Annotated in this window: 19 protein-coding genes; 11 read left to right on the top strand and 8 right to left on the bottom strand. The window is 46.7% G+C overall.

The features are described 5' to 3' along the window. Positions 1-38: 38 nt before the first annotated feature. Positions 39-1,937 carry a heavy metal translocating P-type ATPase gene (locus FFM78_RS09890; protein WP_137638280.1) on the bottom strand — a complete coding sequence of 633 codons (1,899 nt, stop codon included), beginning with the start codon at positions 1,935-1,937 and terminating at the stop codon, positions 39-41. Between the two features lie 101 nt (positions 1,938-2,038). Next, entirely contained in the window at positions 2,039-2,506 is a 468-nt protein-coding gene (gene greA, locus FFM78_RS09885) for a transcription elongation factor GreA (protein ID WP_137638279.1), read from the bottom strand. A 357-nt stretch (positions 2,507-2,863) separates the two neighbouring features. On the opposite strand from greA, the gene ppdK reads away from it, so the two are divergent. The 4 genes from ppdK to FFM78_RS09865 all read left to right on the top strand — a co-directional run bounded on the left by ppdK (position 2,864) and on the right by FFM78_RS09865 (position 7,872). Then, positions 2,864-5,512, top strand: a complete 2,649-nt coding sequence (ppdK, locus tag FFM78_RS09880) for a pyruvate, phosphate dikinase (RefSeq protein ID WP_137638278.1) — start codon at positions 2,864-2,866, stop codon at positions 5,510-5,512. 51 nt (positions 5,513-5,563) lie between these two features. Further along, complete coding sequence (locus FFM78_RS09875) at positions 5,564-6,196, top strand: helix-turn-helix transcriptional regulator (protein WP_171001873.1); 633 nt, start codon at positions 5,564-5,566, stop codon at positions 6,194-6,196. A 62-nt stretch (positions 6,197-6,258) separates the two neighbouring features. Further along, the gene (locus tag FFM78_RS09870; protein WP_137638276.1) at positions 6,259-7,041 is read left to right on the top strand and encodes a pyruvate, water dikinase regulatory protein; all 783 of its coding nucleotides are present in this window, start codon (positions 6,259-6,261) and stop codon (positions 7,039-7,041) included. Positions 7,042-7,251: 210 nt separating this feature from the next. After that, the gene (locus FFM78_RS09865; RefSeq protein WP_137638275.1) at positions 7,252-7,872 is read left to right on the top strand and encodes an SGNH/GDSL hydrolase family protein; all 621 of its coding nucleotides are present in this window, start codon (positions 7,252-7,254) and stop codon (positions 7,870-7,872) included. A gap of 106 nt (positions 7,873-7,978) precedes the next feature. Here FFM78_RS09865 and FFM78_RS09860 read toward each other — a convergent pair whose 3' ends face one another. Genes FFM78_RS09860 through FFM78_RS09850 form a run of 3 tightly spaced genes read right to left on the bottom strand, consistent with a single transcriptional unit; the run spans position 7,979 to position 10,782 of the window. Beyond that, entirely contained in the window at positions 7,979-9,010 is a 1,032-nt protein-coding gene (locus tag FFM78_RS09860; protein WP_137638274.1) for an ABC transporter substrate-binding protein, read from the bottom strand. A 12-nt stretch (positions 9,011-9,022) separates the two neighbouring features. Next, entirely contained in the window at positions 9,023-9,817 is a 795-nt protein-coding gene (locus FFM78_RS09855; protein WP_137638273.1) for an ABC transporter ATP-binding protein, read from the bottom strand. Next, entirely contained in the window at positions 9,814-10,782 is a 969-nt protein-coding gene (locus FFM78_RS09850) for a FecCD family ABC transporter permease (protein WP_223877052.1), read from the bottom strand. The genes FFM78_RS09855 and FFM78_RS09850 overlap by 4 nt, the downstream gene beginning before the upstream one ends. 258 nt (positions 10,783-11,040) lie before the next feature. Between FFM78_RS09850 and FFM78_RS09845 the strand changes: the two genes are divergently transcribed. The 5 genes from FFM78_RS09845 to FFM78_RS09825 all read left to right on the top strand — a co-directional run bounded on the left by FFM78_RS09845 (position 11,041) and on the right by FFM78_RS09825 (position 16,186). Then, positions 11,041-11,448: a molybdenum cofactor biosynthesis protein MoaE gene (locus tag FFM78_RS09845; RefSeq protein WP_137638272.1), complete on the top strand. Its 408-nt coding sequence runs from the start codon at positions 11,041-11,043 to the stop codon at positions 11,446-11,448. After that, positions 11,448-11,693 (top strand): MoaD/ThiS family protein, encoded by a 246-nt coding sequence (locus FFM78_RS09840; RefSeq protein ID WP_137638271.1) that lies wholly within the window; start codon positions 11,448-11,450, stop codon positions 11,691-11,693. The genes FFM78_RS09845 and FFM78_RS09840 overlap by 1 nt, the downstream gene beginning before the upstream one ends. Positions 11,694-11,741: 48 nt before the next feature. Further along, positions 11,742-12,737: a GTP 3',8-cyclase MoaA gene (moaA, locus tag FFM78_RS09835; protein ID WP_137638270.1), complete on the top strand. Its 996-nt coding sequence runs from the start codon at positions 11,742-11,744 to the stop codon at positions 12,735-12,737. Positions 12,738-12,742: 5 nt separating this feature from the next. Beyond that, on the top strand, positions 12,743-13,924 hold the full coding sequence (locus FFM78_RS09830; RefSeq protein ID WP_137638269.1) for a nitrate/nitrite transporter: 1,182 nt from the start codon (positions 12,743-12,745) through the stop codon (positions 13,922-13,924). A gap of 177 nt (positions 13,925-14,101) precedes the next feature. Next, positions 14,102-16,186: a DNA topoisomerase gene (locus FFM78_RS09825; protein WP_137638268.1), complete on the top strand. Its 2,085-nt coding sequence runs from the start codon at positions 14,102-14,104 to the stop codon at positions 16,184-16,186. A gap of 59 nt (positions 16,187-16,245) precedes the next feature. On the opposite strand, the gene FFM78_RS09820 is transcribed toward FFM78_RS09825, so the two are convergent. After that, a complete protein-coding gene (locus tag FFM78_RS09820) occupies positions 16,246-17,049 on the bottom strand; it encodes a putative ABC transporter permease (RefSeq protein ID WP_137638267.1) in 804 nt (267 codons plus the stop codon). Positions 17,050-17,369: 320 nt separating this feature from the next. On the opposite strand from FFM78_RS09820, the gene FFM78_RS09815 reads away from it, so the two are divergent. Together FFM78_RS09815 and FFM78_RS09810 are read left to right on the top strand one after the other, a co-directional pair. Continuing rightward, a complete protein-coding gene (locus tag FFM78_RS09815) occupies positions 17,370-17,606 on the top strand; it encodes a DUF1858 domain-containing protein (protein ID WP_137638266.1) in 237 nt (78 codons plus the stop codon). Then, positions 17,593-19,239, top strand: a complete 1,647-nt coding sequence (locus tag FFM78_RS09810) for a DUF438 domain-containing protein (protein WP_137638290.1) — start codon at positions 17,593-17,595, stop codon at positions 19,237-19,239. The genes FFM78_RS09815 and FFM78_RS09810 overlap by 14 nt, the downstream gene beginning before the upstream one ends. Before the next feature lie 191 nt (positions 19,240-19,430). Here the strand turns inward: FFM78_RS09810 and FFM78_RS09805 are convergent, their stop codons facing one another. Further along, positions 19,431-20,408: a polyprenyl synthetase family protein gene (locus FFM78_RS09805; RefSeq protein ID WP_137638265.1), complete on the bottom strand. Its 978-nt coding sequence runs from the start codon at positions 20,406-20,408 to the stop codon at positions 19,431-19,433. A 15-nt stretch (positions 20,409-20,423) separates the two neighbouring features. Then, positions 20,424-21,407 carry a hypothetical protein gene (locus FFM78_RS09800; protein ID WP_137638264.1) on the bottom strand — a complete coding sequence of 328 codons (984 nt, stop codon included), beginning with the start codon at positions 21,405-21,407 and terminating at the stop codon, positions 20,424-20,426. Positions 21,408-21,414: the final 7 nt, after the last annotated feature.

Below are 21,414 nucleotides of genomic sequence, written 5' to 3'. Positions count from 1 at the left end.
CCGCTAAGTCGATTTAGCAGCAGCTTACCCGCTGATTTTTATTTTGCGGTGGCTAGTTTAGCAGTGGGTGCAGCCTTTTCGTGGCCGTAATTGATCAAGCGCATTGCGTTGAAGATCACGACCAAGATGCTGATTTCGTGGACGAACATTCCGCTGGCCATGAAGATGAAGCCGGCGATCAATCCTAATAGTAAGAAGGCAACTACACCAATGGCGATCACAATATTTTCTTTGGTGTTCAGTACGGTCTTCTTGGCCAAGCCGTAAGCATGGACTAAAGCGTGGAAGCTGGATTGCATTAGGACAACGTCGGAAGTTTCGATGGCGACATCAGTGCCACTACCCATGGCGATACCGATGTTAGCGGTGGCAAGGGAGGGGCTGTCGTTGATACCATCACCGACGAAAGCCACGGTGCGGCCGGCTTGCTGGAATTGTTTAACGAATTCGACTTTTTGTTCTGGCATTAATTCGGCGTGGACTTCATCGATCCCCACTTGTTGGGCCACGTAATCGGCAGTGGCTTGGTTGTCACCAGTCAGCATAACTAGATGTTTGGCGCCTTTTTCCCGTAAGTGTTGTAATTCGGCAGCGACTTCGGGGCGAATGATGTCGGCGATACCTAACATTAATTCAAGTTTACCATCAACGGCGACTAACACGATCGAGCTGCCAGTAGTTTTCAACTCAGCAAGGTCTTCTTGCTGGCTGGCGCTTAAATGAACGTTATTAGCGGCGAGTAATTTATGGTTGCCGGCTAAAACCGCATGGCCGTCAATAGTTGCGGACAGGCCTTGCCCTTTAATGGTTTGATTGTCAGCAATGTTCAAAGCTTGATAGTTGTAGTCTTTTTGTTCAGCGTAATTGACTACGGCGCGGCCTAAGGGATGGTCAGATAGACTTTCGATCTTAGCAGTTAAAGCAAAAGCTTGTTCCAGTGGTAAGTCGTAGTTATTGACTTTCGCGACGGAGGTATTGCCTTTAGTCAATGTGCCCGTTTTATCGAAGACGAAGGTATCGACCTTGGCGAAAGTGTCCATTGCGTCGCCACCTTTGATCAAGATACCGCGTTTGGCGCCGTTACCGATGCCGGCCACGTTAGAAACTGGGGCACCGATAACCAGGGCTCCAGGGCAACCTAGAACTAAGACGGTGATCGCCAGCTTGAAGTCACGGGAGAAAATGAAGACCAGTAGCGCGATGACCAAAACAGCCGGCGTGTAATATTGGGCGAAACGATCAATAAATTTTTCAGCGTGGGACTTGGTGTCTTGGGCATCTTCAACTAATTCGATAATCTTAGCGAAGGTGGTGTCGTCGCCGACTTTAGTGGCGCGGACTTTTAAATAACCATCGCTGAGCATGGTGCCAGAGAAAACATCATCATCAACTTGTTTAGTGATCTCCCGTGATTCACCAGTGACGGCGGATTCGTCGGTGTAGCCGTGGCCGTCAACGATCACGCCATCGACAGGGATCGAGGCCCCAGTTTTGACTAAGACGATATCGTCTTCTTCGACGTCATCCACGTCAACTTCTTCAGTGGTGCCATCATCGTGGACCAAAGTGGCGGTGGTCGGCGCCATTTCCGTCAATGATTTGATCGATTCACGGGTTTTAGATAAGGTCCGTGCTTCCAAATAACTACCGAACAAGAATAGGAAGGTGACGATGGCGGATTCGTTGTATTCGCCGATGATGAAGGCGCCGATCACGGCGATGCTGACTAACAACTCAATACTGATGACCTTGACCCGCAAGGCCTGGTAAGCGTGGAGCATGATCGGGACAGCAGCGATGATCGAAGCCACCGCTAATACGATGTTGTAGGTAAGCGAGCTGCCAGCAAATTTACCAGCATAGCCTAAAACAATCAAGACGGCGGTCAGTAACGTGATTTGATTGATGTGATTTTGGATCCAGTTTTGAAATTTCATTTTTCCGCACTCCTTTTTTAATGGTTCGTAACTCAACTTGATGGCTTTAGCATAAACGCTTTGTGCGGTGGATGAATTGATAGAAGTCAAGTTTAGTTAAATTAAACGCGAATCGTCAAAATTTTAACTTGATAAGTGGTTGCCGGCGCGGAAACCGTGACGGTGCTTGGCGCTTTTTTACCCCGCAAGGCTTGACCCAGCGGGGAAGCCACCGAGATTTTACCAGCATTGACATCCACTTCTTCTTTACCGACTAATTGGTAGGTGACTTGTTCATGATCGTCGAGAAACTCGACAACCACAGTGTTGCCAATATCTGCGGTACCATCCGTTTTAGGAGCTAAGATTTGTGCGTATTGTAATTGTTTGTTTAAGTAACGTAGGCGACTTTCTAAATGGCGCAGATCACGTTTAGCCGAGCTGTATTCTGCATTTTCTGATAGATCACCTAAGGCGCGGGCGGCCTGAAGAATTTTGATTCGTTCTGGCTTGGCCGCCATTAACTGGGCAATTTCCGCAGTGATCTGATCATAGCCATTTTGCGTCATTTGATTGAAATAAGGTTGCATGGGCCCACCTCCAGTTTTAGGTTAAAGCGTGGCGCAACAACAGGCAGTTTTTGGCACGCTTGAAAATAAGGGTTAAGACAACTTGATAGTTGTAACATATTTGTGGACTTCAGGAAAGTTCACCGTTAAATGTAAAATTTTAACCATTAAAATTTACGCGGCAACACTAATGGTCTAGATCAGCGCTAAGTTTAAGCGCCACATAGCATTGCCGAGTTAGCGGTCTTTATGTAAGCGTTTTAGCTAAAGGCTGCGAATTACGGGGACAGTAATTATGGTCAAGAAAAGGGTTGCATTTTATTAGTACGTCATATATATTTAATGACGTACTAATAAAAGATAAAGGTGGCTATCAGTATGCAACAAATTTATTTCTTCAACGAAGGTCGACGGGATATGCGTTCATTACTTGGCGGTAAAGGGGCCAATTTAGCTGAAATGACGCATTTAGGGTTACCGGTACCACAGGGCTTTACCATTTCGACAGTTGCGTGTCACGAATATGAAAAAAATCAAAATCAATTACCAACCACGTTGCGCAGTGAAATCACTACTGCGTTGCAACGTTTAGAGGGTATTACCGAAAAGAAATTTAATTCAATGGCTACTCCGCTATTAGTTTCCGTTCGTAGTGGAGCCGCAATTTCCATGCCGGGTATGATGGATACTATTTTAAACTTAGGTCTAAATGATCAAACCGTTTTAGGTTTGGCGGAGCAAACACAAAATGAGCGGTTTGCGTGGGATTGTTACCGGCGACTGCTGCAAATGTTTGGTAACGTAGTTTACGATATGCCGGAACAAACTTTTGAAAGCGTCTTAACTGACTATAAACGCCGTAATGGCTACCGTACGGATCTTGATCTCACCGCAGCGGACCTGAAAGCGATCGTCGCCGATTTTCAAAATATTTACTTAGAATCTAAACACGGCAGCTTCCCGCAATCACCACAAGAACAATTAGAACTTGCCGTTTCCGCGGTTTTCACATCATGGCAGAATCCACGGGCCAAAGTTTACCGGAAGTTACATCATATTGATGAACACATCGGCACTGCAGTCAATGTCCAGGCGATGGTTTTCGGTAATAGCGGTGCTGATAGTGGCACCGGGGTGGCTTTTACGCGTGATCCAGTTACTGGCGAGAAAAAAGTTTTTGGTGAATTCTTGCAAAATGCGCAAGGCGAGGACGTGGTTTCTGGGGTTCGGACACCACAAGGGCTACCGGCAATGAAAGCAATGGCGCCACAAGCTTACGAACAATTTATCACCGCAGTCGCTAAACTGGAAACCCACTATCATGATATGCAAGATGTTGAGTTCACTTTGGAACACGGTAAATTATATTTCTTACAGACCCGTGATGGTAAACGCACCGCTAAGGCCGCCGTTAAAATTGCCGTTGATCAAGTCAATGAAGGTTTGATCGACCAGAATGCGGCGTTGCTACGGGTCGATCCAGAGCAGATCAGCAATTTATTACATCCTGAATTTGCGGCCGCAACGTTAGCCGCGCAGCAGCCGTTGACTAAAGGCTTGCCGGCTAGCCCTGGTGCAGCCAGTGGGAAGATCTATTTCACTGCGCCTAGTGCCAAAGCCGCACACGAGGCAGGCGAGAAAGTCATTTTAGTCCGTCAGGATACGTCACCGGAAGATATTGAAGGCATGGTGGTCAGTGAGGCCATCGTGACTTCCCGTGGCGGGATGACTTCCCACGCTGCCGTGGTTGCCCGTGGGATGGGCAAATGCGGGGTCGTTGGTTGCGAAAATTTGGTGGTCGATCAAGCAAAACAGCAAGTTGTTATTAACGGGCAAGTCTTCGCTAAAGGTAGTGAACTATCCGTTGATGGCGCTTCAGGCCAAATTTACGCTGGTGTACTAGAAGCAACACAGGCCACACAAGATGAAAATTTGCAAACCTTATTGACGTGGGCTGCATCGGTCGGTAAACTCGATGTTTACGCCAACGCTGACACTCCCGCGGACTTTGCCCAAGCACTAAATTTTGGGGCAAAGGGGATCGGCTTGACACGTACCGAGCACATGTTTTTCAAATCTGATCGGTTACTTAAAATGCGGCGTTTGATCATTGCCGGTACGACGGCTGATCGCGTTGAGCCCTTGGCCGAATTAGAAGAATTACAAACGGAAGATTTCTATCAATTATACCGTTTAGCCCAAGGTAAAACCGTGACGATCCGGCTATTAGATCCACCATTACATGAATTCTTGCCCCACGATACTAAGGAAATGACCCGGGTGGCTGAAGCTTTAGCTATGTCAGTTAGCTCGTTGGCAAAGCGGGTCGCTGTTTTACACGAAGCGAACCCCATGCTCGGCCATCGTGGCTGTCGGCTAGCGGTTACTTACCCAGATATTTACGAAATGCAAGTGACTGCGATTGTCAATGCTGCTTTGCGTTTGAAGCGTGAAGGCATTCCCGTTAAACCGCACATCATGATTCCATTGATCGATACGTTACCAGAATTAAAATGGGTCAAAGCGCGCCTAGTGGCCAAGATCAATGATCTTTTGGCCGCAGCACGTACGCCGCTACATTACCAAATCGGGATCATGATGGAAATGCCCCGGGCTTGTCTGGTTGCCGATCAATTAGCGCAAGAAGCTGAATTCTTCAGCTTTGGGACCAATGATCTGACCCAATTGACCTTCGGCTATTCGCGTGATGATATTGGCAGCTTCTTACCAACGTACATCGAACGCGGTATTTTAAAGGCGGATCCATTTAAAACCCTAGACGTTGAAGGGGTTGGCCGGTTAATGAAAATGGCCGTTGATAAAGGCCGTTACGAACGGCGTTCATTACCGATCGGTGTTTGTGGTGAATTAGGTGGCGATCCGGCCTCGATCAGCTACTTTGAAAAAATTGGCATTGATTACGTGTCGGTTTCACCATTCCGTGTACCAAGTGCTGTTCTTGCCAGTGCGCAAGCGACTTTACAACATGATTATCAAGCCAGTAAGGCAGCCGTGCAAGCACGCTAAAAATCAGCTATACTAAAGGTAATTATTCAAATGTGAAGGATGGCGCTGGGCGTGGAGTTTACTAAGCGACAACGAGAGATCATTGCGATCGTAAAAAATGAGCAGCCGATCAGTGGCGCAAAAATAGCGGCGCAGCTTAATTTAACGCGGCCGACCTTGCGTAATGACCTTTCAATTCTAACAATGACGGGTATGCTTGATGCTAAACCGAAAGTCGGCTATTTCTACGCCGGCCAGCACCTGACCAATTTATCATTTGAAACGTTATATGCCGCGCCAGTGGCGACGATCATGCTGGCACCGGTAATGATCAAACCAACGACGACTGTGCAAGATGCGGTGACTAGTCTGTTCATGAACGATGTGGGCTCGCTTTATGTGGCGGACGAACACCAGCAGTTACTTGGGGTGATCTCACGAAAGGATCTATTGCGGAGCACGATCAGTGGCGGCGACCTCCAGCATAATTACGCCTCGCTGATCATGACGCGGATGCCTAACGTGATCACAACAAGTCCCAATGCGCGAATTTTGGATGCGGGGTATTTATTAAAGGAACACCAAGTTGATTCTTTGCCAATATTGGCCGAGGACACCCAAAAAATCGTTGGCAAAATTACTAAAACACGGTTGATGACGTATTTTATCGAACAGGGTTTAGCGATTGAACAAAATCAGTTATAATTAAGGGCACAGCGCAGTTGGCTAGTAAACAACCTTAATTGTGAAGTAGAGGAAGTGGCGTCATGATTATTTACATTATTTCGGATGCCGTTGGCGAAACGGCGCAGCGGGTGGTACAGGCCACCTTACTGCAATATCCGGAACTCAAACCGGTGATCCGCACGTATCCATTTGTGACCACAGTGGATGAATTGGCACCGATCATGCAAGATGCAGTTGCCGAACAAGCTATCGTGACGGTTACTTTTGTTGCGGCTAAATTGGTGACGTGGGCAACCGCGTTTGCTCAGCAGCATCAGTTACAGCTGATTGATTATATGTCGCCGTTGATGCAAGCATTAACGACGCAAACCGGAACTAAACCACTTGCTCAGCCGGGGATGTTACACACGATCAATGCCGATTATTTTAAGAAAGTGGCGGCGCTTGATTTTGCGGTGGCACATGATGACGGTCAGAGTTTACAAACGTTAGCCAAGGCTGATTTAGTGATACTAGGAGTTTCCCGGACGTCAAAAACGCCGGTCAGCCTCTATTTAGCCGAGCAACGTATTAAAGTCGCTAATATTCCGCTGTTGCCGAATAATCCGTTAGATGAAGCTGTTTATCAATTACCAAAAGAAAAATTGATTGGCTTGACCATTAGTCCGCAACGGCTACAGAAGGTGCGGCAGAAACGGATGGTCGGCTTAGGCTTAAGCGCGGATAATTACTATACCGATGTGACGTCGATCGAAAAAGAACTTGATTACGCCCACGCGATATTTACTAAATTACAAATTACACCGATCGATACGACTGAACGTTCTGTTGAGGAAACCGCTGCATTGATCATGCAGCGTTAGAAAAGGGCGTGTATTCTGAATTACCGGAATACACACCTTTTTTATTGGGCAGCCTATTTTTAGCTTCCGCGTACAGAAGCATAAATGAACCGTTTTCAGCGCAAATAAATTATGGTATAACTAAGATAGATTTAAAGCGCCATTAGCGGTGCTTTAGTAAAAACGTGGCGCGGATCCTGCGTCACGTTTTAAGTTCTGGAGGGAGTAATTTTGCAAATTCAACATTACTGTGCGCTTGGTGACAGCATTACCGATCACCGCAATCATTTGGTGGACAAATGGTATACTGACTGGCTTGATGAATGGTGGCAACCAACTAAAACCAGTTTGTTGGCTGTATCTGGCTCAACGATCAGTTCCGAATTTGATTCAATGGCGGAACGCGCGCGGATGATTCCCGATACTTGCGATTTATTAACGATCTATGGGGGAATCAACGATTTTGGCCGCAGCCAACCGTTGGGCCGCTTAGGTGATTCGCTGAATACAACTTTTTATGGAGCACTGGATCAGTTATTGGCGCGGGTGTTGCGTGAACATCCACAAACAGCAGTTTATTTTATTTCACATGTTCACATCGGCCACGCTTTTTTTCCTGTCGCCAACGCGTTTGGTTTGCAGCAAAGTGCGTATGAGGAAGCTATTGAGCAGGTGACCAAGGTTTACGGTATTCCGCATTTGAGCCTGTACCATAGCTGGCTGAACTTTGTTGATCCGGAGCTGGCGACGCGTTACAGCCTAGATACATTACATCCCAGTGATGCTGGCCAATATGCAATTGCACGAATGACTGCCGATTTTGTCAAAGCGCATCCCTATACTAGCGTTTAAAAAAGAGTTGCGACATAAAAAATTATGCCGCGACTCTTTTTAGCTTTGCCAATAATATAGTTGAAACGCGTGCCCAAGGCGCTATTACCCGTTTTTACCGTAAACTTTAGGCGGGTGCTTCGCCGGCTAAGATCCGTTTAGCGGCCGCTTTGCTTAAGTTATAGTTGTAATACTTGTTGTAGAATTGCTGGGTTTTCTTGACCATATTTAAATGTTTAAACTGCGTTGGGTGCAGCTTTTTAGCGGACCATAAAACCTGCAGCGCTTCTTCCGCACTATAGCGATCCCAAGCAAAGGTCCCCTGCGGATTACCGTAAACGCGACCTGCTTTGACCGCTTTCAAGCCAGCAAAACGTGAATCAGCGCGTAGGGTTTTTAAAGCAACCTTACTGGTGGTGCTACCGACAATGATCACGTCAGGATTTGACTTAATGATCTGCTCTGCCGTGACTTCCCGCATATTACCTTTAAGCTGCAACGCGTTTTGGCCACCGCTTAACTTGATCCATTCATCGACGATCGTATCGCGACCATCAACTTTCAACAGATCCTGCGAATTGACGATGTGCAAGACTTTGGTTTTTTTGGTGTTCTTAGCTAAATGACTGGCAACGTATTTAATATTGCCATTTAATTCCTTAGTGTAGGCCGCGGCAACACTAGGAGCCTTACCGCCAAGGACTTGCGCAGTTACCTTGACAGATTTCTTCAAACCAGCAAAATCTTGGTACATTAAGTTCACCGCTGGAATGCCTAGTTTAGTGGCTTGTTCGGCTTGGGCAGCATCTGCAGTCAGCACTACGTCTGGCTTAAGCTTTAACAACTCTTCGGTTTGGAGATCATCACCACTAAAGGGCGCGGTTACGTTTTTGATACCTGGGAAAACGGTGGTGAACCAAGGCATTTGTTTGATCGTATCGGTGGTGGCGACGATTTTCTTCTGTCCGCCGAGTAACAACACCACTTGATTATTGGCGTGCCATAGGTCGGCAACCCGGTTGACCTTGGTGGGTACCGTCACTTTGGTTCCTGTGAGATCGGTGACGGTGCGCGTACTTGCAGCTTGACTGGGGGCTGGGTTAGCAGCGGTGGCTAACAATAACCCGGCTACTAACGCAATTTTTTTCCAAACTTTCATGAAAATTCTCCTTTAAGAAGTAATTTGATTTTGATCGACGATACAAGTTTTTTGTTGATTATCCGGTAAAGTTACGACCTTTAAAGGGAGCTGGTAAACTTGGGTCAGGTTGGCGCTGGTTAGAATCTTGCTGGCACTGCCGCTACGCCACTGACCATTTTGCGCTAAGGTACTCACTTGATCATTGAGCAAAAGGGCCTGGTTGGGATCATGGGTGGTTAAAACAATACCGTAACCATCGGCGGCTAATTGGCGGATCAGCTGAAGAATGCGCACTTGGTTGGCGACGTCCAAAGCCGAGGTTGGCTCGTCAAAGATGATCAGATCAGGTTCTTGAAGTAGCGCCCGCACAATACTGGCCAATTGTTGTTGCCCGCCGCTAACTGCGGAATAGCGATTATTGGCGCGTTGGGCGAGCCCAAATTGCGCCAATAGTGCATCAGCATGAGCGATATCCTTAGCACTAGGGGCTGCCAGTAAGCCTAAATAAGGGGCGCGGCCTAACAAAACGTAATCACGCAAACTGAAATTGATCGGCGTACGTTCATTACTCATTTGCGGCACGTAAGCAATTTTACGCGCGCGTTGCGCCGCAGTAATCTGTGCTAGCGGCTGTTGATCGAGCGTGATCTGGCCAGCAGTGGGCTGATAAACACCGGCCAAGCAGTTCAGTAGCGTTGATTTACCGACACCATTCGGGCCAAGAATACAGTGAATCTGACCACTATGCAGTTCAAAATTGATCTGAGTAAAAACGGTTGTCGTGTGGTAAGCAAAACTTAAATCGTGGGCCATTAAATCCGTCATGCTAAGGTCACCCGCTTTTTCAATAATAACCAAACAAACAAGGGCGTACCAATAAAGCCGGTTAAAATACCTAACGGAATTTCACCTGCGCTGACTGTACGGGCTAAGCTATCTAGCAGCAATAAAAAGATCGCCCCGAAAATGGCCGCTAAAGGTAATGACTTAGCATTGTTTTGTCCAGCAACTAAACGAGCGGCATGGGGAATGACCAGGCCGATCCAACCGATAGTGCCGCTTAAACAGACTGCGCTGGCCGTTAGTACGGTGGCACACAAAATGACGATACCTTGTTCAAGGCGCAGATTGGCACCTAGGGTAGTCGCCTCCAGTGAATCTAAGCTTAATAAATTCAGCCGCCAGCGCAAAGCGTATAAAACCACGCCGGCGATCAGTAAAGCTGGTAGGTTCAGGCCTAGGTTCGCCAAGGTAACTTTTTCCAAGCTGCCTAATTGCCAATAAGTGATGCTTGGTAACTGCTGATCAGGATCGGCGACGTATTTTAGCAAGCCGATGATCGCCTGCATAAAGCCACTGATAATGATCCCAGCCAACACTAAAGTCAGGCTCCCGCGGGTGCGCAATAAGCGTTGGATGGTGATGGCGGCGGTGACTGCCACCAGACCACCAATAAAGGCGCTAAGCTGAATCCCAGCGGAATGGTAACCTAGGATGATCGCTAAGGCCGCCCCCGCTGCGGCACCGTTAGAAACGCCTAACAGATCCGGCGAAACTAGTGGATTGTTGAAGATCGCCTGAAAGGCAGTTCCAGAAATCGCCAAGGCCGCGCCGATCGCCGCGGCTGCAATAACTCGCGGCAGTCTTAGTGCAAATAAAACTTGTTGATCAGTGGCGTTGACCGCTGGTGCCAAATGGAGTGGGTGCAATAAAAAACGCGTAATAGTTGTCGCTGATAAAGGGTAGCGGCCGACACTTAATGCGACCAAAGCTACGATAATGAGCAGCAAACTACTAACGCCTAATAATTGCCGATTATTCAATAAAGGTTTTTTTTGAATAAGATCACCCACTTTCTCGAAGCCAAAACATGGTCAGCACAAAGTTGTCCGCTAGCCTAATAACTACCTAAGTATAGCATGTAGCAGCGGTCACATTTATTAGGGAATTGACTAATTTCATTTCGGATGTGGCTCTGCCATACTAAAACTAATCAATGATAAAATTCGCACATTCTTGTTGGAATGGTAAAAGTGAGGGAAAACGCCGTGCATTATGTTGCCATAGCAGCGCAACCACTGGATGTTCAAGCGCTGTACGAAAAATTGAAAGCGCCGCAATTTGGTGGGATCGTCACCTTTGTAGGCACTGTGCGTCAATGGACTGCCGATGTGGAGACCCACGCCATTGAGTACACCGCCTATACAGAGATGGCGCTAAAGGAGCTGACTAAATTGGCCACGACGATCGAGGCCCAGGGTGCTAATGTGGTGATCGTGCATCGGGTCGGCCATTTGGCGTTGACTGATGAGGCGGTTTTTGTTGGCGTGGCGGCGGCACACCGCGGGGACGCCTTTAAATGGTGCGAATACCTGATCAATGCGGTTAAGCAACAGGTACCGATTTGGAAGAAAGAATTTGATACGGACAAGATCCGTTGGGGAGGGCTGGAGTGATGTATACGGTTAAGCTATTTGCGATTTTAGCCGAGCAAGTCGGGCAGGCTGAAGTTCAGCTGCAACTACCGACTCCGATCACGGCTGGCGCTGTTAAAGCTGCGATGCAGGCCGCCTTTCCTCAAACCAGCAGTGTTTTAGCTGACTGTCTTGTTGCCGTCAACCAAACCTTTATTGATCAGGAAGAATTTGCGCCTAGCGAAGTAACTGAATTAGCCTTAATACCACCAGTTAGTGGTGGTTAATATTAGTCGGTGCGCGGTTAGCATTGGCGAATTTTAGGAGGAATTTTCATGAAACAATTATACGACCGCTACGATCGTTTGCATAATTATATTCGGATCTCGATTACTGATCGTTGTCCGCTACGTTGCGTTTATTGTATGCCTAAAGAAGGCCTGCCATTTTTCCCTAGCGAGCGTGTTTTGTCGCAGGATGAGATCGTACAAATGGTGGAAAACTTTGCGGAAATGGGTATTTCCAAAGTACGGTTCACTGGTGGTGAGCCTTTGTTGCGCAGTGATGTTGTTGAAATCGTTAAGCGTGTCCACGCGATCCCAGGCATTGACGATATTTCCGCGACTACCAATGGCTTGTATTTAGCGCGTAAAGCGAAGGCCTTGAAGGAAGCTGGTCTACAACGGCTGAATATTAGTTTGGATACCTTCGATGCGGAACGCTACAAAAAAATCACGCGTGGTGGTAACATTAAGCAGGTTCTCCAAGGTATTCAGGTGGCCAGTGATCTTGGTTTTATGATCAAACTTAACGTTGTGGTGATCAAAGGGCAAAATGATGATGAAATTCTTGAATTTTTGAATTACACGCGTACCCATAACGTTAATATTCGTTTTATTGAATTTATGCCAATCGGCAATCCACTGAAAACTTGGCAAAAAGAGTACGTTGGCCTAAAAAGTGTCTTCGAAGTTTGTGAAGAAAACGGCCTAGCGTATGATCCAATTGAACTGACTGGTAATGGCCCGTCAGAGAACTTCAAAATTAAGGACGCTGTAGGGAGTTTTGGTTTGATCCACCCTATTAGTAATAAATTCTGCGAGACCTGCAATCGCCTGCGGGTCACACCAGACGGTTATTTGAAAGCTTGCCTGTATTGGGATGAAGAAATCAATATTCGGCAAGCCATTCCGGACAAGGAGGAATTTCAGCGCTTGATCCAAAAAGCTTTGGATAATAAGCCGTTGAACCACGAAATGGCGATGGCTGATGCCGATAAGGTCGTCAACAAAGCCCCAACATGGCGTCACATGAGTCAAATTGGAGGTTGAAAGTTATGCAGAAAGAAGCAGGTTCCAAATCTAGTGCGGTGATCGCCCTGATTATGAGTACCTTGGCAATGGCTGGCTGTTTTATGGCGTGGTCGAGTTTTGCACCATTAGCCGCCCAAATTACTAAGACCTTTGGGTTATCCGTATCGCAGCGGACGTTATTATTAGCAACGCCGGTTTTACTAGGTTCGATCATGCGGATTCCCGTTGGTATTCTTAGTGACCGTTATGGCGGTAAGAAAGTTTACATTGCCTTAATGATCTTTGTTTTGATCCCGCTGTTCTTAGTTCCGCGGGTCCATTCATTTGGTATGCTATTATTTGTTGCTTTATTATTAGGGATGAGCGGCACCTCATTTGCCGTCGGGATCTCTTATGTTTCCGTTTGGTTCCCACCTGAACGTCAAGGTTTGGTGCTCGGGATCGCTAGTCTTGGTAATATTGGTAACGCAATTTCAGCGTTGACCTTACCGCGGATCGCTGCTAAATGGGATTTCAGTATGGTTTACAATGTGCTGATCGGTTTATTGATCGTGTTGATCATTTTATTTATTGTGTTATGTAAAGAAATGCCTGTCGATAAAACCAAGTCGTTAAAGGATTCCTTAGCAGTGGCCAAAGACGCTAATACTTGGTACTTATCCTTGTTCTATGCCTTGACCTTTGGTTTATTCATGTCCTTTAGTAATTTAACGCCTACTTTGTTAGACGCGCTATTTCACATGAATCCAGTTAATGCAGGAATGTGGGCCGCTGCCTTTGGGGCTTTGTGTACCTTAGTGCGGCCAGTTGGTGGTGTTTTATCTGATCATTTACGGCCGATGCAATTATTGCAATGGATCTTGGTTGGGATCGGTATTTTCGCCATTGAAATGGGGCTCACTTTAAGTGGCATTACGCCATTTGTCAGTGGGCTCGTGTTGATCGGCGTTTTTGCTGGCTTAGGTAACGGGATCATCTTCAAAATGGTACCTTACGTTTCTAAAGGTAATACAGGTGCCGTCACTGGCTTTGTCGGCGCGATCGGCAGCTTAGGGGGATATTTCCCACCTATTTTACTTGGTAGCTTAAAACAAGCAACGGGTAGCTATACTTGGGGCTTCTGGCTGCTAGCGGTTTTTGCCGTTGTTTGTTGGTTTGTGCTTTACCGCGAATTTATTCGCGGGGGCTCACATATTGTGCAATAATACGAAGCGCTTGCTTAAACATAGGGTTTGAAATGAACATCAAGCTAAGTGGTAGTTTGGTTAATCACTAAATTGCCTTTAGCTTGGTGTTTTTTAATTGGCTTAAGTAGGATAAAATGAGGTGGATCGCGCAATGTAAAATGAGAATCTAGCGCGGTGATAAAGGAGGGTGACTGCATGATCGACCTGTTGATTTTAGCTGAAAAGGCTAGCGCTGCTAAGCACATGGCCAAGGCTTTTGGCGGTACGACTGGGCGCATGGCCGGTAAAACATATAAAATCGTGCACGCGCACGGTCACTTAATGGCCTTCAAAGACCCCGACAAAATGGTGACCACCGCAGCGGCCAAACAGCGTTACAGTTCGTGGACGGATATGCAGACGATGCCCTGGGATCAAGCTGATTTTTCTTGGGCGAAAACTTATACGAAGGCTTACAATGCTTATACAAAAAAATCCAAATCGACTCGTGCCGATATCACGGCGATCAAGGCCGAGGCGGCCAACGCTCAGGCGATTTTGATGGCCACTGATAATGATCCTTCTGGTGAAGGTGATCTGCTAGGTTGGGAGATCATCAACGCCATTAAGTGGCACAAGCCCGTTTACCGGATCCGCTTTGCTGACGAAACGCCTAAATCCTTGAACAAGGCGCTACACCAAATGGTTGCGATCACGGATCAATTTAAGCAAGGTGAATACCTTAAATCAGATGCGCGCAGCAAGTGGGACTTTCTGTCAATGCAATTGACGCGTATTTCCACCTATGCTGCCCGGCAGGCTGGTTACCGGGTCAAAGTGATCAATCAAGGGCGGCTAAAATCAGTGATCGTTTTGAAGATCTGGCAGCAGCAACAACTGATCGACAATTACGTTAAAACACCTTATTTTGAGGCCAAATTCAAGGATCCAGCCGGCCATATTTTTGCACGGGAACTTAAAACGGATGCGCAAAAACAAGCCGCCCGTTTTGCCGATGAAAAAAGTGGGCAAACCGCTACAGCACGCTACACCAAAAGTCCAGTGACCAATATTAAACGGGTGCGCAAAACACAGGCGCCAGGGGCTCTGCTGGATCTGGCTAAATTAGGGTCACTTTTAGCCCGCCAAGGCTTTAACCCTAAGGAAGTGCTGGCAACTTATCAGAAAATGTACGAGGCGGAGATCGTGTCCTATCCGCGGACGGAAGATCGCAAAATTACGCAGGAGCAGTACAACGAACTTTTGCCGGTGGTGGACAGCATTGCTGCTGTGATCGGCGTTGACCAGCGATTGTTGACGCACCGCACCTTGCGCAGTAAGCATTGTGCCAGCGCAGCGGCCCATGGGGCCAACCGACCGGGAATTAAGGTGCCGCAGTCATTGACCGAATTGGCTAAATATGGTCCTAGCGCACAAGCGATCTACAAAACCTTAGCGGCCAACTACTTAGCGATTTTAGGTGAAGATTATGAATTCGATCGCGTCACCGCGCAATTACAATTATACCCAACCTTTAAAACCGGCTTTAATGTGCCTGTAAAATTGAACTATAAGGCGATTTTTGATGATGCTGAGCAGGTGTTGGCTAAAACTAAGCCGCTTAGTACGGTTGTTGGCCCGGAGGCAGTCCCTTTTATGTATCAAGGTGCTAATCCGAAACCGACCCGGCCCAGCGCTGATTGGATCGGCAAATTTCTGGAAAAGCATAATATCGGCACTGGGGCCACCCGATTAAGCGTACAAGCGCAGCTGACCAGCGGCAAAAATGCCTTTATTAACGAAAAGCGCGGTTTCTATACGCTGACCCAACCAGGCACGATCGCAGCAGTGTTAGTCCGCGATACCTGGATCGGCTCACCGCAAATTACCAAGCAACTTTTTGATCATATGGATGCTGTTGGCCAATTAAATGAATCACCGGCGGTCGTGGTCAATTCAGCCACTAAAGTAGTTGCCCATGACTTACCGCTGATCTTAAATAACAGTCAAGCGTTGGCTCAATTTGTAGGTAAGCCCGCACCAACGCGAACCACTAAAAAATATAAGGCCAAGCCTAAAGTAAAGGGTCAATATTGTGATGGTCAGACAGTGGAATTTAACGCAACTTGGAGTGGCCATAAATTTAGTGCAGAGGAACGCCGTAAGCTATTGCAAGGCGCCACAATCACTTTCGAGGCCACCAGCAAGTACGGTAAGACCTATACCGCCACAGGGGCCTTGAAGCAGCAAACCTATAAAGGCAAGCAGTTTTGGGGATTTAAGGCCGCTTTCGGTAAATGAAAAACAGTCACCGCTCAGCTTATTACTTTAAGCTGGTCCGTGACTGTTTTTAAATTGATTTAGCGGCGCTTTTGCCGTAGAAAATCCGTGATCCGGGTAATATCTTTAATTGAAGTGGTGGTGCGTTTAAATTTGATATTCGGAAAGGCGTGTAACAGCCGGCGCTGCACGTAGTTTAATTTTGGCTGTTGATCCATTAATTTAACGTTAGTGCGGAAATTTTCAAACCAAGCAAGTGGCTTGCTTAATTTAGTGTCCGTTGTGACTTGATTTTTCAGTTCAGCCTTTAAGGTTTCAACCGTATTGCCGATCCGCTGAGTTGCCGCTCCAAAACCGATCACGTTGGCGATCGTAAAGCCAAGGTCGAACATGAGCAGATCAGTTAAAACAATACTAGCGACAATGGCGGTGAAGCTCGACAAATTTAGAATGAATTGGCTGACAAATGGGTGCACCAACTTGACGATGACGACCACGCCAAAACCCCAGAAAAGGGAGATCGGTAAAGCTACCCGGCCGTTGAGATTGAAGGGCAGGTCGCTATAATCCCACCAGCGCGCTTGAAAAAGCCTTTCCATCAGCCAACTGGTTAGATATTCGATCAAGGTGACCAGTAGCGCACTGAGAACAAATAATTCGCCGATGTTATTTTTGAACGGTTCCAGCACTGCTAGTACAATGATCACGCTGAAGCCGTAAACCGGGATAATCGGGCCGATCAGAAAACCAGAATTGGTTAGCTGTTTTTTGCGCACACTCACATACGCACTTTCCCACAACCAACCGATCAAAGCATAGGCAAAAAAATAAAGGATCAGAAATGAAAAACGTAATTCCACTGGTGACAATAAAATTTCCTGCACGTAGGGTCCCTCCTTTGCGCCACATCAAAGCAAAAGGGTCATGGTTATTAGACCAATTGCTGATGCCGGCGTTATATGATTAGTTTAATGGTACCACGACTGTGTTTAGTCCGTCTGAATTGCGGGCTGGTGGTCATTTTTCTAAGGGCTGACCCTAATTTTTATTGAGAATCGTTCTCAATACGGTGGTTACCTGTTATAATGAAGCTAATTTTAAAAAGCACGACCTGCGTTGATTTTTCCGCTAACTTAGTGTAGTGGCGCGTAAAAGTTTCTTTAGTCGTGCTAAGGTAACCACGTTTCTGAAAGGGGATCGACACATGGCGACACTTGATTTGCAACAAACAGTTTATGAATTAGTAACGGCGCACCCAGAAGTGGCCGATGTTTTATATGAAATTGGATTAAAGGATATTAAAAATCCGGCGATCCTCAATACAATGGGGCGCTTCATGACCATTCCTAAAGGCGCAGCGATGAAAAAAGTACCGCTGGCGCAGATCGTGGCGAAGTTGGAGGCTAAAGGATTTGAGGTGATCAATGATGCCGGAAACTGAACAAAATAGTGTTTACCGCCAAAAAAAGATCGTCGAGATCCTGAAAATGCTTCACGCAGGTGGTAGCTTTGATGAAGCTAAACGAATCTTCGACAGTACGTTTTCCAGTGTCGATGTTTCGGAGATCACTTCGGCAGAGCGTGAATTGATCGGTAGTGGCCTGAATCCAATGGAGATTCAGCGGCTGTGTAACGTACACGCCGCTGTTTTTAAAGGGGCGATCAATCCTGGAGCTGGCGATAGTGTGGAGGAAGTGCCGGGGCACCCAGTGGCGGTGATCAAGCTGGAAAATACAGTTTTAACGTCACTGCTCGATGATGAACTATTACCTGTGCTGAAAAAATGGCAACAATCCAGCAACGCCGCCGAACCGTCAGCTCAGGATCAAGCTTATTTGGCGCGAATGAAAACCGCCTTAAATGATTTACGGACCATTGATAAACACTATGCGCGTAAGGAGAACTTGTTATTTCCGTTAATGGATAAATACGGTATCACAGCACCGCCTAAAGTAATGTGGGGCGTTGACGATGATATTCGGGGCTGGATCAAAGACGCTATTCGGTTAGTCAACACCGTGCCCACACCACCTAAATATGACATTGAACAGGCGATCGAAAAGGCGCAAAAAGATATTGAAGAAATGATCTTCAAAGAAGAACAGATTCTGCTACCGATGGTTTCTGAAGTTTTTACACCCGATGACTGGGCGTTGATCCAAAGTGAAAGTGACGATATTGGCTACACGTTGATCCCTGAACCACTGCCATGGCAACCGTCAGAACGCGATTATGCGGAAGCTGCGAAACGCAAACCGTCTAAAATGGCACAAGAATTAAATGCTATGGCACAATCAATGGCCGATGGGCAAGGCTTGGAGGCTAAAGATCATGCCCAGACACCGCAACCGGCCTCCAGCGATGCGGCACCGCTGATCCCCGATGATTTAAAGGCTAAACAAGATGATCCAACCGCACTTAATGCGTTACCGTTACATTTACGTGCTGAAATGGGGCAAGTTCAAACGCAAAAGCCTGCTAAAGAGGATGCGCGGGCCCAGATCAACGTTAATATTAGCCAGCAACCAGCGGCTAAACCGGCTAAACCAAAGGCGGACACAGCGGCTATGCCGGAATTTGTGAAGCAAATGTTAGCCGATGAGGACAGTAAACCTACCCGTAAACGGCGGCCTAAGCTTACTGAATCTCATTTAGAAATTGGTGCCGACAATCACGCTACAGTGGTTTTACCAACTGGTGATCTGGATCTGCAACAACTAACCGCGGTATTCAATGTTTTGCCGGTGGACGTTACCTTTGTGGATGCCAATGATATTGTGCGGTGGTTCTCCGACAATGGTGACCGTATTTTTCCGCGGACCCGGGCAGTGATCGGTCGGGCCGTAGTTAATTGTCACCCACCGAAGAGCATGGATAAGGTCCAGAAGATCTTAGATGATTTTCGCAGTGGTGCGCAAAGTCATGCTGATTTCTGGATCGATCTACATGGCACTAAAAAGGTGTACATTCGTTATTTTGCCATGCATAATTCACAAGGGGATTACTTGGGCTGCTTGGAAGTTTCCCAAGATATTACCGAGATTCAACAATTAGACGGTGAAAAACGATTGTGATCAAAAAAGAGAGTGTGACATAAGGCGCCCAGCTTTTGAGCATTAGCCTAGAGCGGCGAATAATTCACGTAGTGGATTATTTGACGATCGTAGCTAAGCGGAAAAAGTTGCCTTATGGCACACGTTTTGGCTATATTGTTCGGAAGTACAAAGAAGGAGTTGGACATAAATTACTTATGTCACAACTCCTTTTATTTTTGTCGCTTTAACAAGCGCCGCGTTAATTTTTCCAGGTCAGCTCGTGCTCGCGATTCAGGCAGGGTTTGGATATCAAGTAAGGCCTGATCAGTCAACTCGTTAGCCATGGTTTGGGCCTGAGCGACACCGCCGCTGGCGATCACAAGTTGCTGTAGCTCGTGTAACTCGGCCGTTGTTAAGCGCGTTTTTTTGCTGAGAAATGCCCGCGTTGCTTCCGGCTGTGCCTCTAACGTAAATAGCAAAGGTAGCGTATAGATCCCATTTTGAATATCCTGCAAAATCGGTTTGCGAATACTGGCTTCGCTACCAGTATAATCGAGAATGTCGTCTAAGATCTGGTAGGCCAAACCTAAAGAACGCCCAATTTGTTCGCCAGTTTCCACGATGATCTCATCCGCATGGGCTAATTTAGCGCCTTGCGCGCAGGCCAAAGCAAATAACTTCGCTGTTTTGCCTTCGATCTCCCGTAAATATTGGGCCACCGTTTCGTTTAATTGATAATTTAGATCATATTGGTCAAGTTCACCGGCTAAAATGCCGTGCATGGCTTTCACATTAGTATCAATATCCGCAAATGTTTCTGCTGAACGTAATACCTGATCAAAATATAATGTGAATAATAGATCACCGGCATAAACTGCGTTGCGATTACCAACACTAGTTTGAACCGTGGCGGTGTGGCGGCGTTCAGCGGCCTGATCAATAACATCATCGTGGATCAAAGTCGCTAAATGCAGCAGTTCGATCGCAGCCGCACCAGCTTGTAAGCGCGCTTGATCGGATTTGGTACCGAATTCGCTAAATAGATAAAATAGCCCGGCGCGGACTAATTTACCCCCATTTTGAATCAAGGCTTGGACCCGCTGATTAACGGCGGATTGCTTGATTTGTGCAGCCTTAAGCAAATAAGGCGTGAGTGGTACTAATTCTTTTTGAATGTGGGGGAAGTCATCCCAAATTTGAAGCGTCATAGGCTACCTCTTGTTCTAATGATTGAATTTGGCGATCGCAGCTGCCAATTGTTCTGATAATGGCATGAAAACTGCTGTAAACATACGATCGAGATCTTTTTGGGTGGTTTTAGCATCATGGGCAAGCTCGTCGGATTTTTCCCACGCGTCTTTGCGCATTTTTGATAATAAGCCAGGTTTAATGTGGTTAAGGTGTTTCGCTAGTTTAGCATCAGTTGCAGCATACTTACGCAAAAAATAATAGAAAATATCATGGAAAGTGTTATCCAGATCCCAGAAGAAAGTATTCCGTAGAATGCGTTCATTCATGGCCTGACCAAAAAAGCTATCGCCGATAATTTCATTGGTTGCAAAAGCAGCGGCGGAAGAAATTACTGCGCGGACCTCGTGATTGTCAGCTAAATAGCCACTGAACCGTTCTAGCTCTGCGTCAGGCAGTTTGAAACCAATAGTTTTTTCACGTTCGGCTGCGGACATTGCGCTTAATTGACTGACAAATTTAGGTGCGATCTTTTGGCTGTCGGTGATCAGATCAGCGACGGTTTCTTCCAATAAGGCCTGATTTTTTGCCAAATAAATTTTGACTTGCGCCCAAACTTTTTCAAAAGCAGAGGTGAAATCATTAAATAAGGCGTCAACAGTGGTCACTTGTTCCTTTTCCACACTAGCTTTTTCGGTATGGGCTTCAAATTGAACCACCAACGGTAAGGCAAACGTCTCATCATCGGCGATCGCGCCATCGTTTTTGCGCTGTTGGGCGGTGTAATCCTGGAGTTCCTGCAGATCAAGCAATCCTAAAGGCGCGATCGCCAATTCAGCGTTAGTCGCCATGATCTGCAAAGCAAATGGTGTCGCCGCGTCCTGGTTTTTGGTAAAGGCTTTAAGTGATGAGAGCAGCGTTGCTCGATTTTTAAGGGTATCTTCAGGATCAGCGTAGAAAGCCGATGTATAAATTGGCGTATTTTCGTATTTTGCTTTTAATTTCTCTTGAATGTCCATCTAATCA

The organism is Loigolactobacillus binensis (genome assembly GCF_005405165.1).
Classification (GTDB): domain Bacteria; phylum Bacillota; class Bacilli; order Lactobacillales; family Lactobacillaceae; genus Loigolactobacillus; species Loigolactobacillus binensis.
This window is presented reverse-complemented; position numbering and strand designations above follow the sequence as displayed.

Coding starts and splice junctions, on each gene's coding strand:
- FFM78_RS09870 (WP_137638276.1), top strand. CDS start 6,259: ATGATTATTTACATTATTTCGGATGCCGTTGGCGAAACGGCGCAGCGG.
- moaA (WP_137638270.1), top strand. CDS start 11,742: ATGAAACAATTATACGACCGCTACGATCGTTTGCATAATTATATTCGG.
- FFM78_RS09825 (WP_137638268.1), top strand. CDS start 14,102: ATGATCGACCTGTTGATTTTAGCTGAAAAGGCTAGCGCTGCTAAGCAC.
- FFM78_RS09800 (WP_137638264.1), bottom strand. CDS start 21,407: ATGGACATTCAAGAGAAATTAAAAGCAAAATACGAAAATACGCCAATT.
- FFM78_RS09840 (WP_137638271.1), top strand. CDS start 11,448: ATGTATACGGTTAAGCTATTTGCGATTTTAGCCGAGCAAGTCGGGCAG.
- FFM78_RS09830 (WP_137638269.1), top strand. CDS start 12,743: ATGCAGAAAGAAGCAGGTTCCAAATCTAGTGCGGTGATCGCCCTGATT.
- FFM78_RS09860 (WP_137638274.1), bottom strand. CDS start 9,010: ATGAAAGTTTGGAAAAAAATTGCGTTAGTAGCCGGGTTATTGTTAGCC.
- FFM78_RS09815 (WP_137638266.1), top strand. CDS start 17,370: ATGGCGACACTTGATTTGCAACAAACAGTTTATGAATTAGTAACGGCG.
- FFM78_RS09805 (WP_137638265.1), bottom strand. CDS start 20,408: ATGACGCTTCAAATTTGGGATGACTTCCCCCACATTCAAAAAGAATTA.
- greA (WP_137638279.1), bottom strand. CDS start 2,506: ATGCAACCTTATTTCAATCAAATGACGCAAAATGGCTATGATCAGATC.
- FFM78_RS09810 (WP_137638290.1), top strand. CDS start 17,593: ATGCCGGAAACTGAACAAAATAGTGTTTACCGCCAAAAAAAGATCGTC.
- FFM78_RS09855 (WP_137638273.1), bottom strand. CDS start 9,817: ATGACGGATTTAATGGCCCACGATTTAAGTTTTGCTTACCACACGACA.
- ppdK (WP_137638278.1), top strand. CDS start 2,864: ATGCAACAAATTTATTTCTTCAACGAAGGTCGACGGGATATGCGTTCA.
- FFM78_RS09890 (WP_137638280.1), bottom strand. CDS start 1,937: ATGAAATTTCAAAACTGGATCCAAAATCACATCAATCAAATCACGTTA.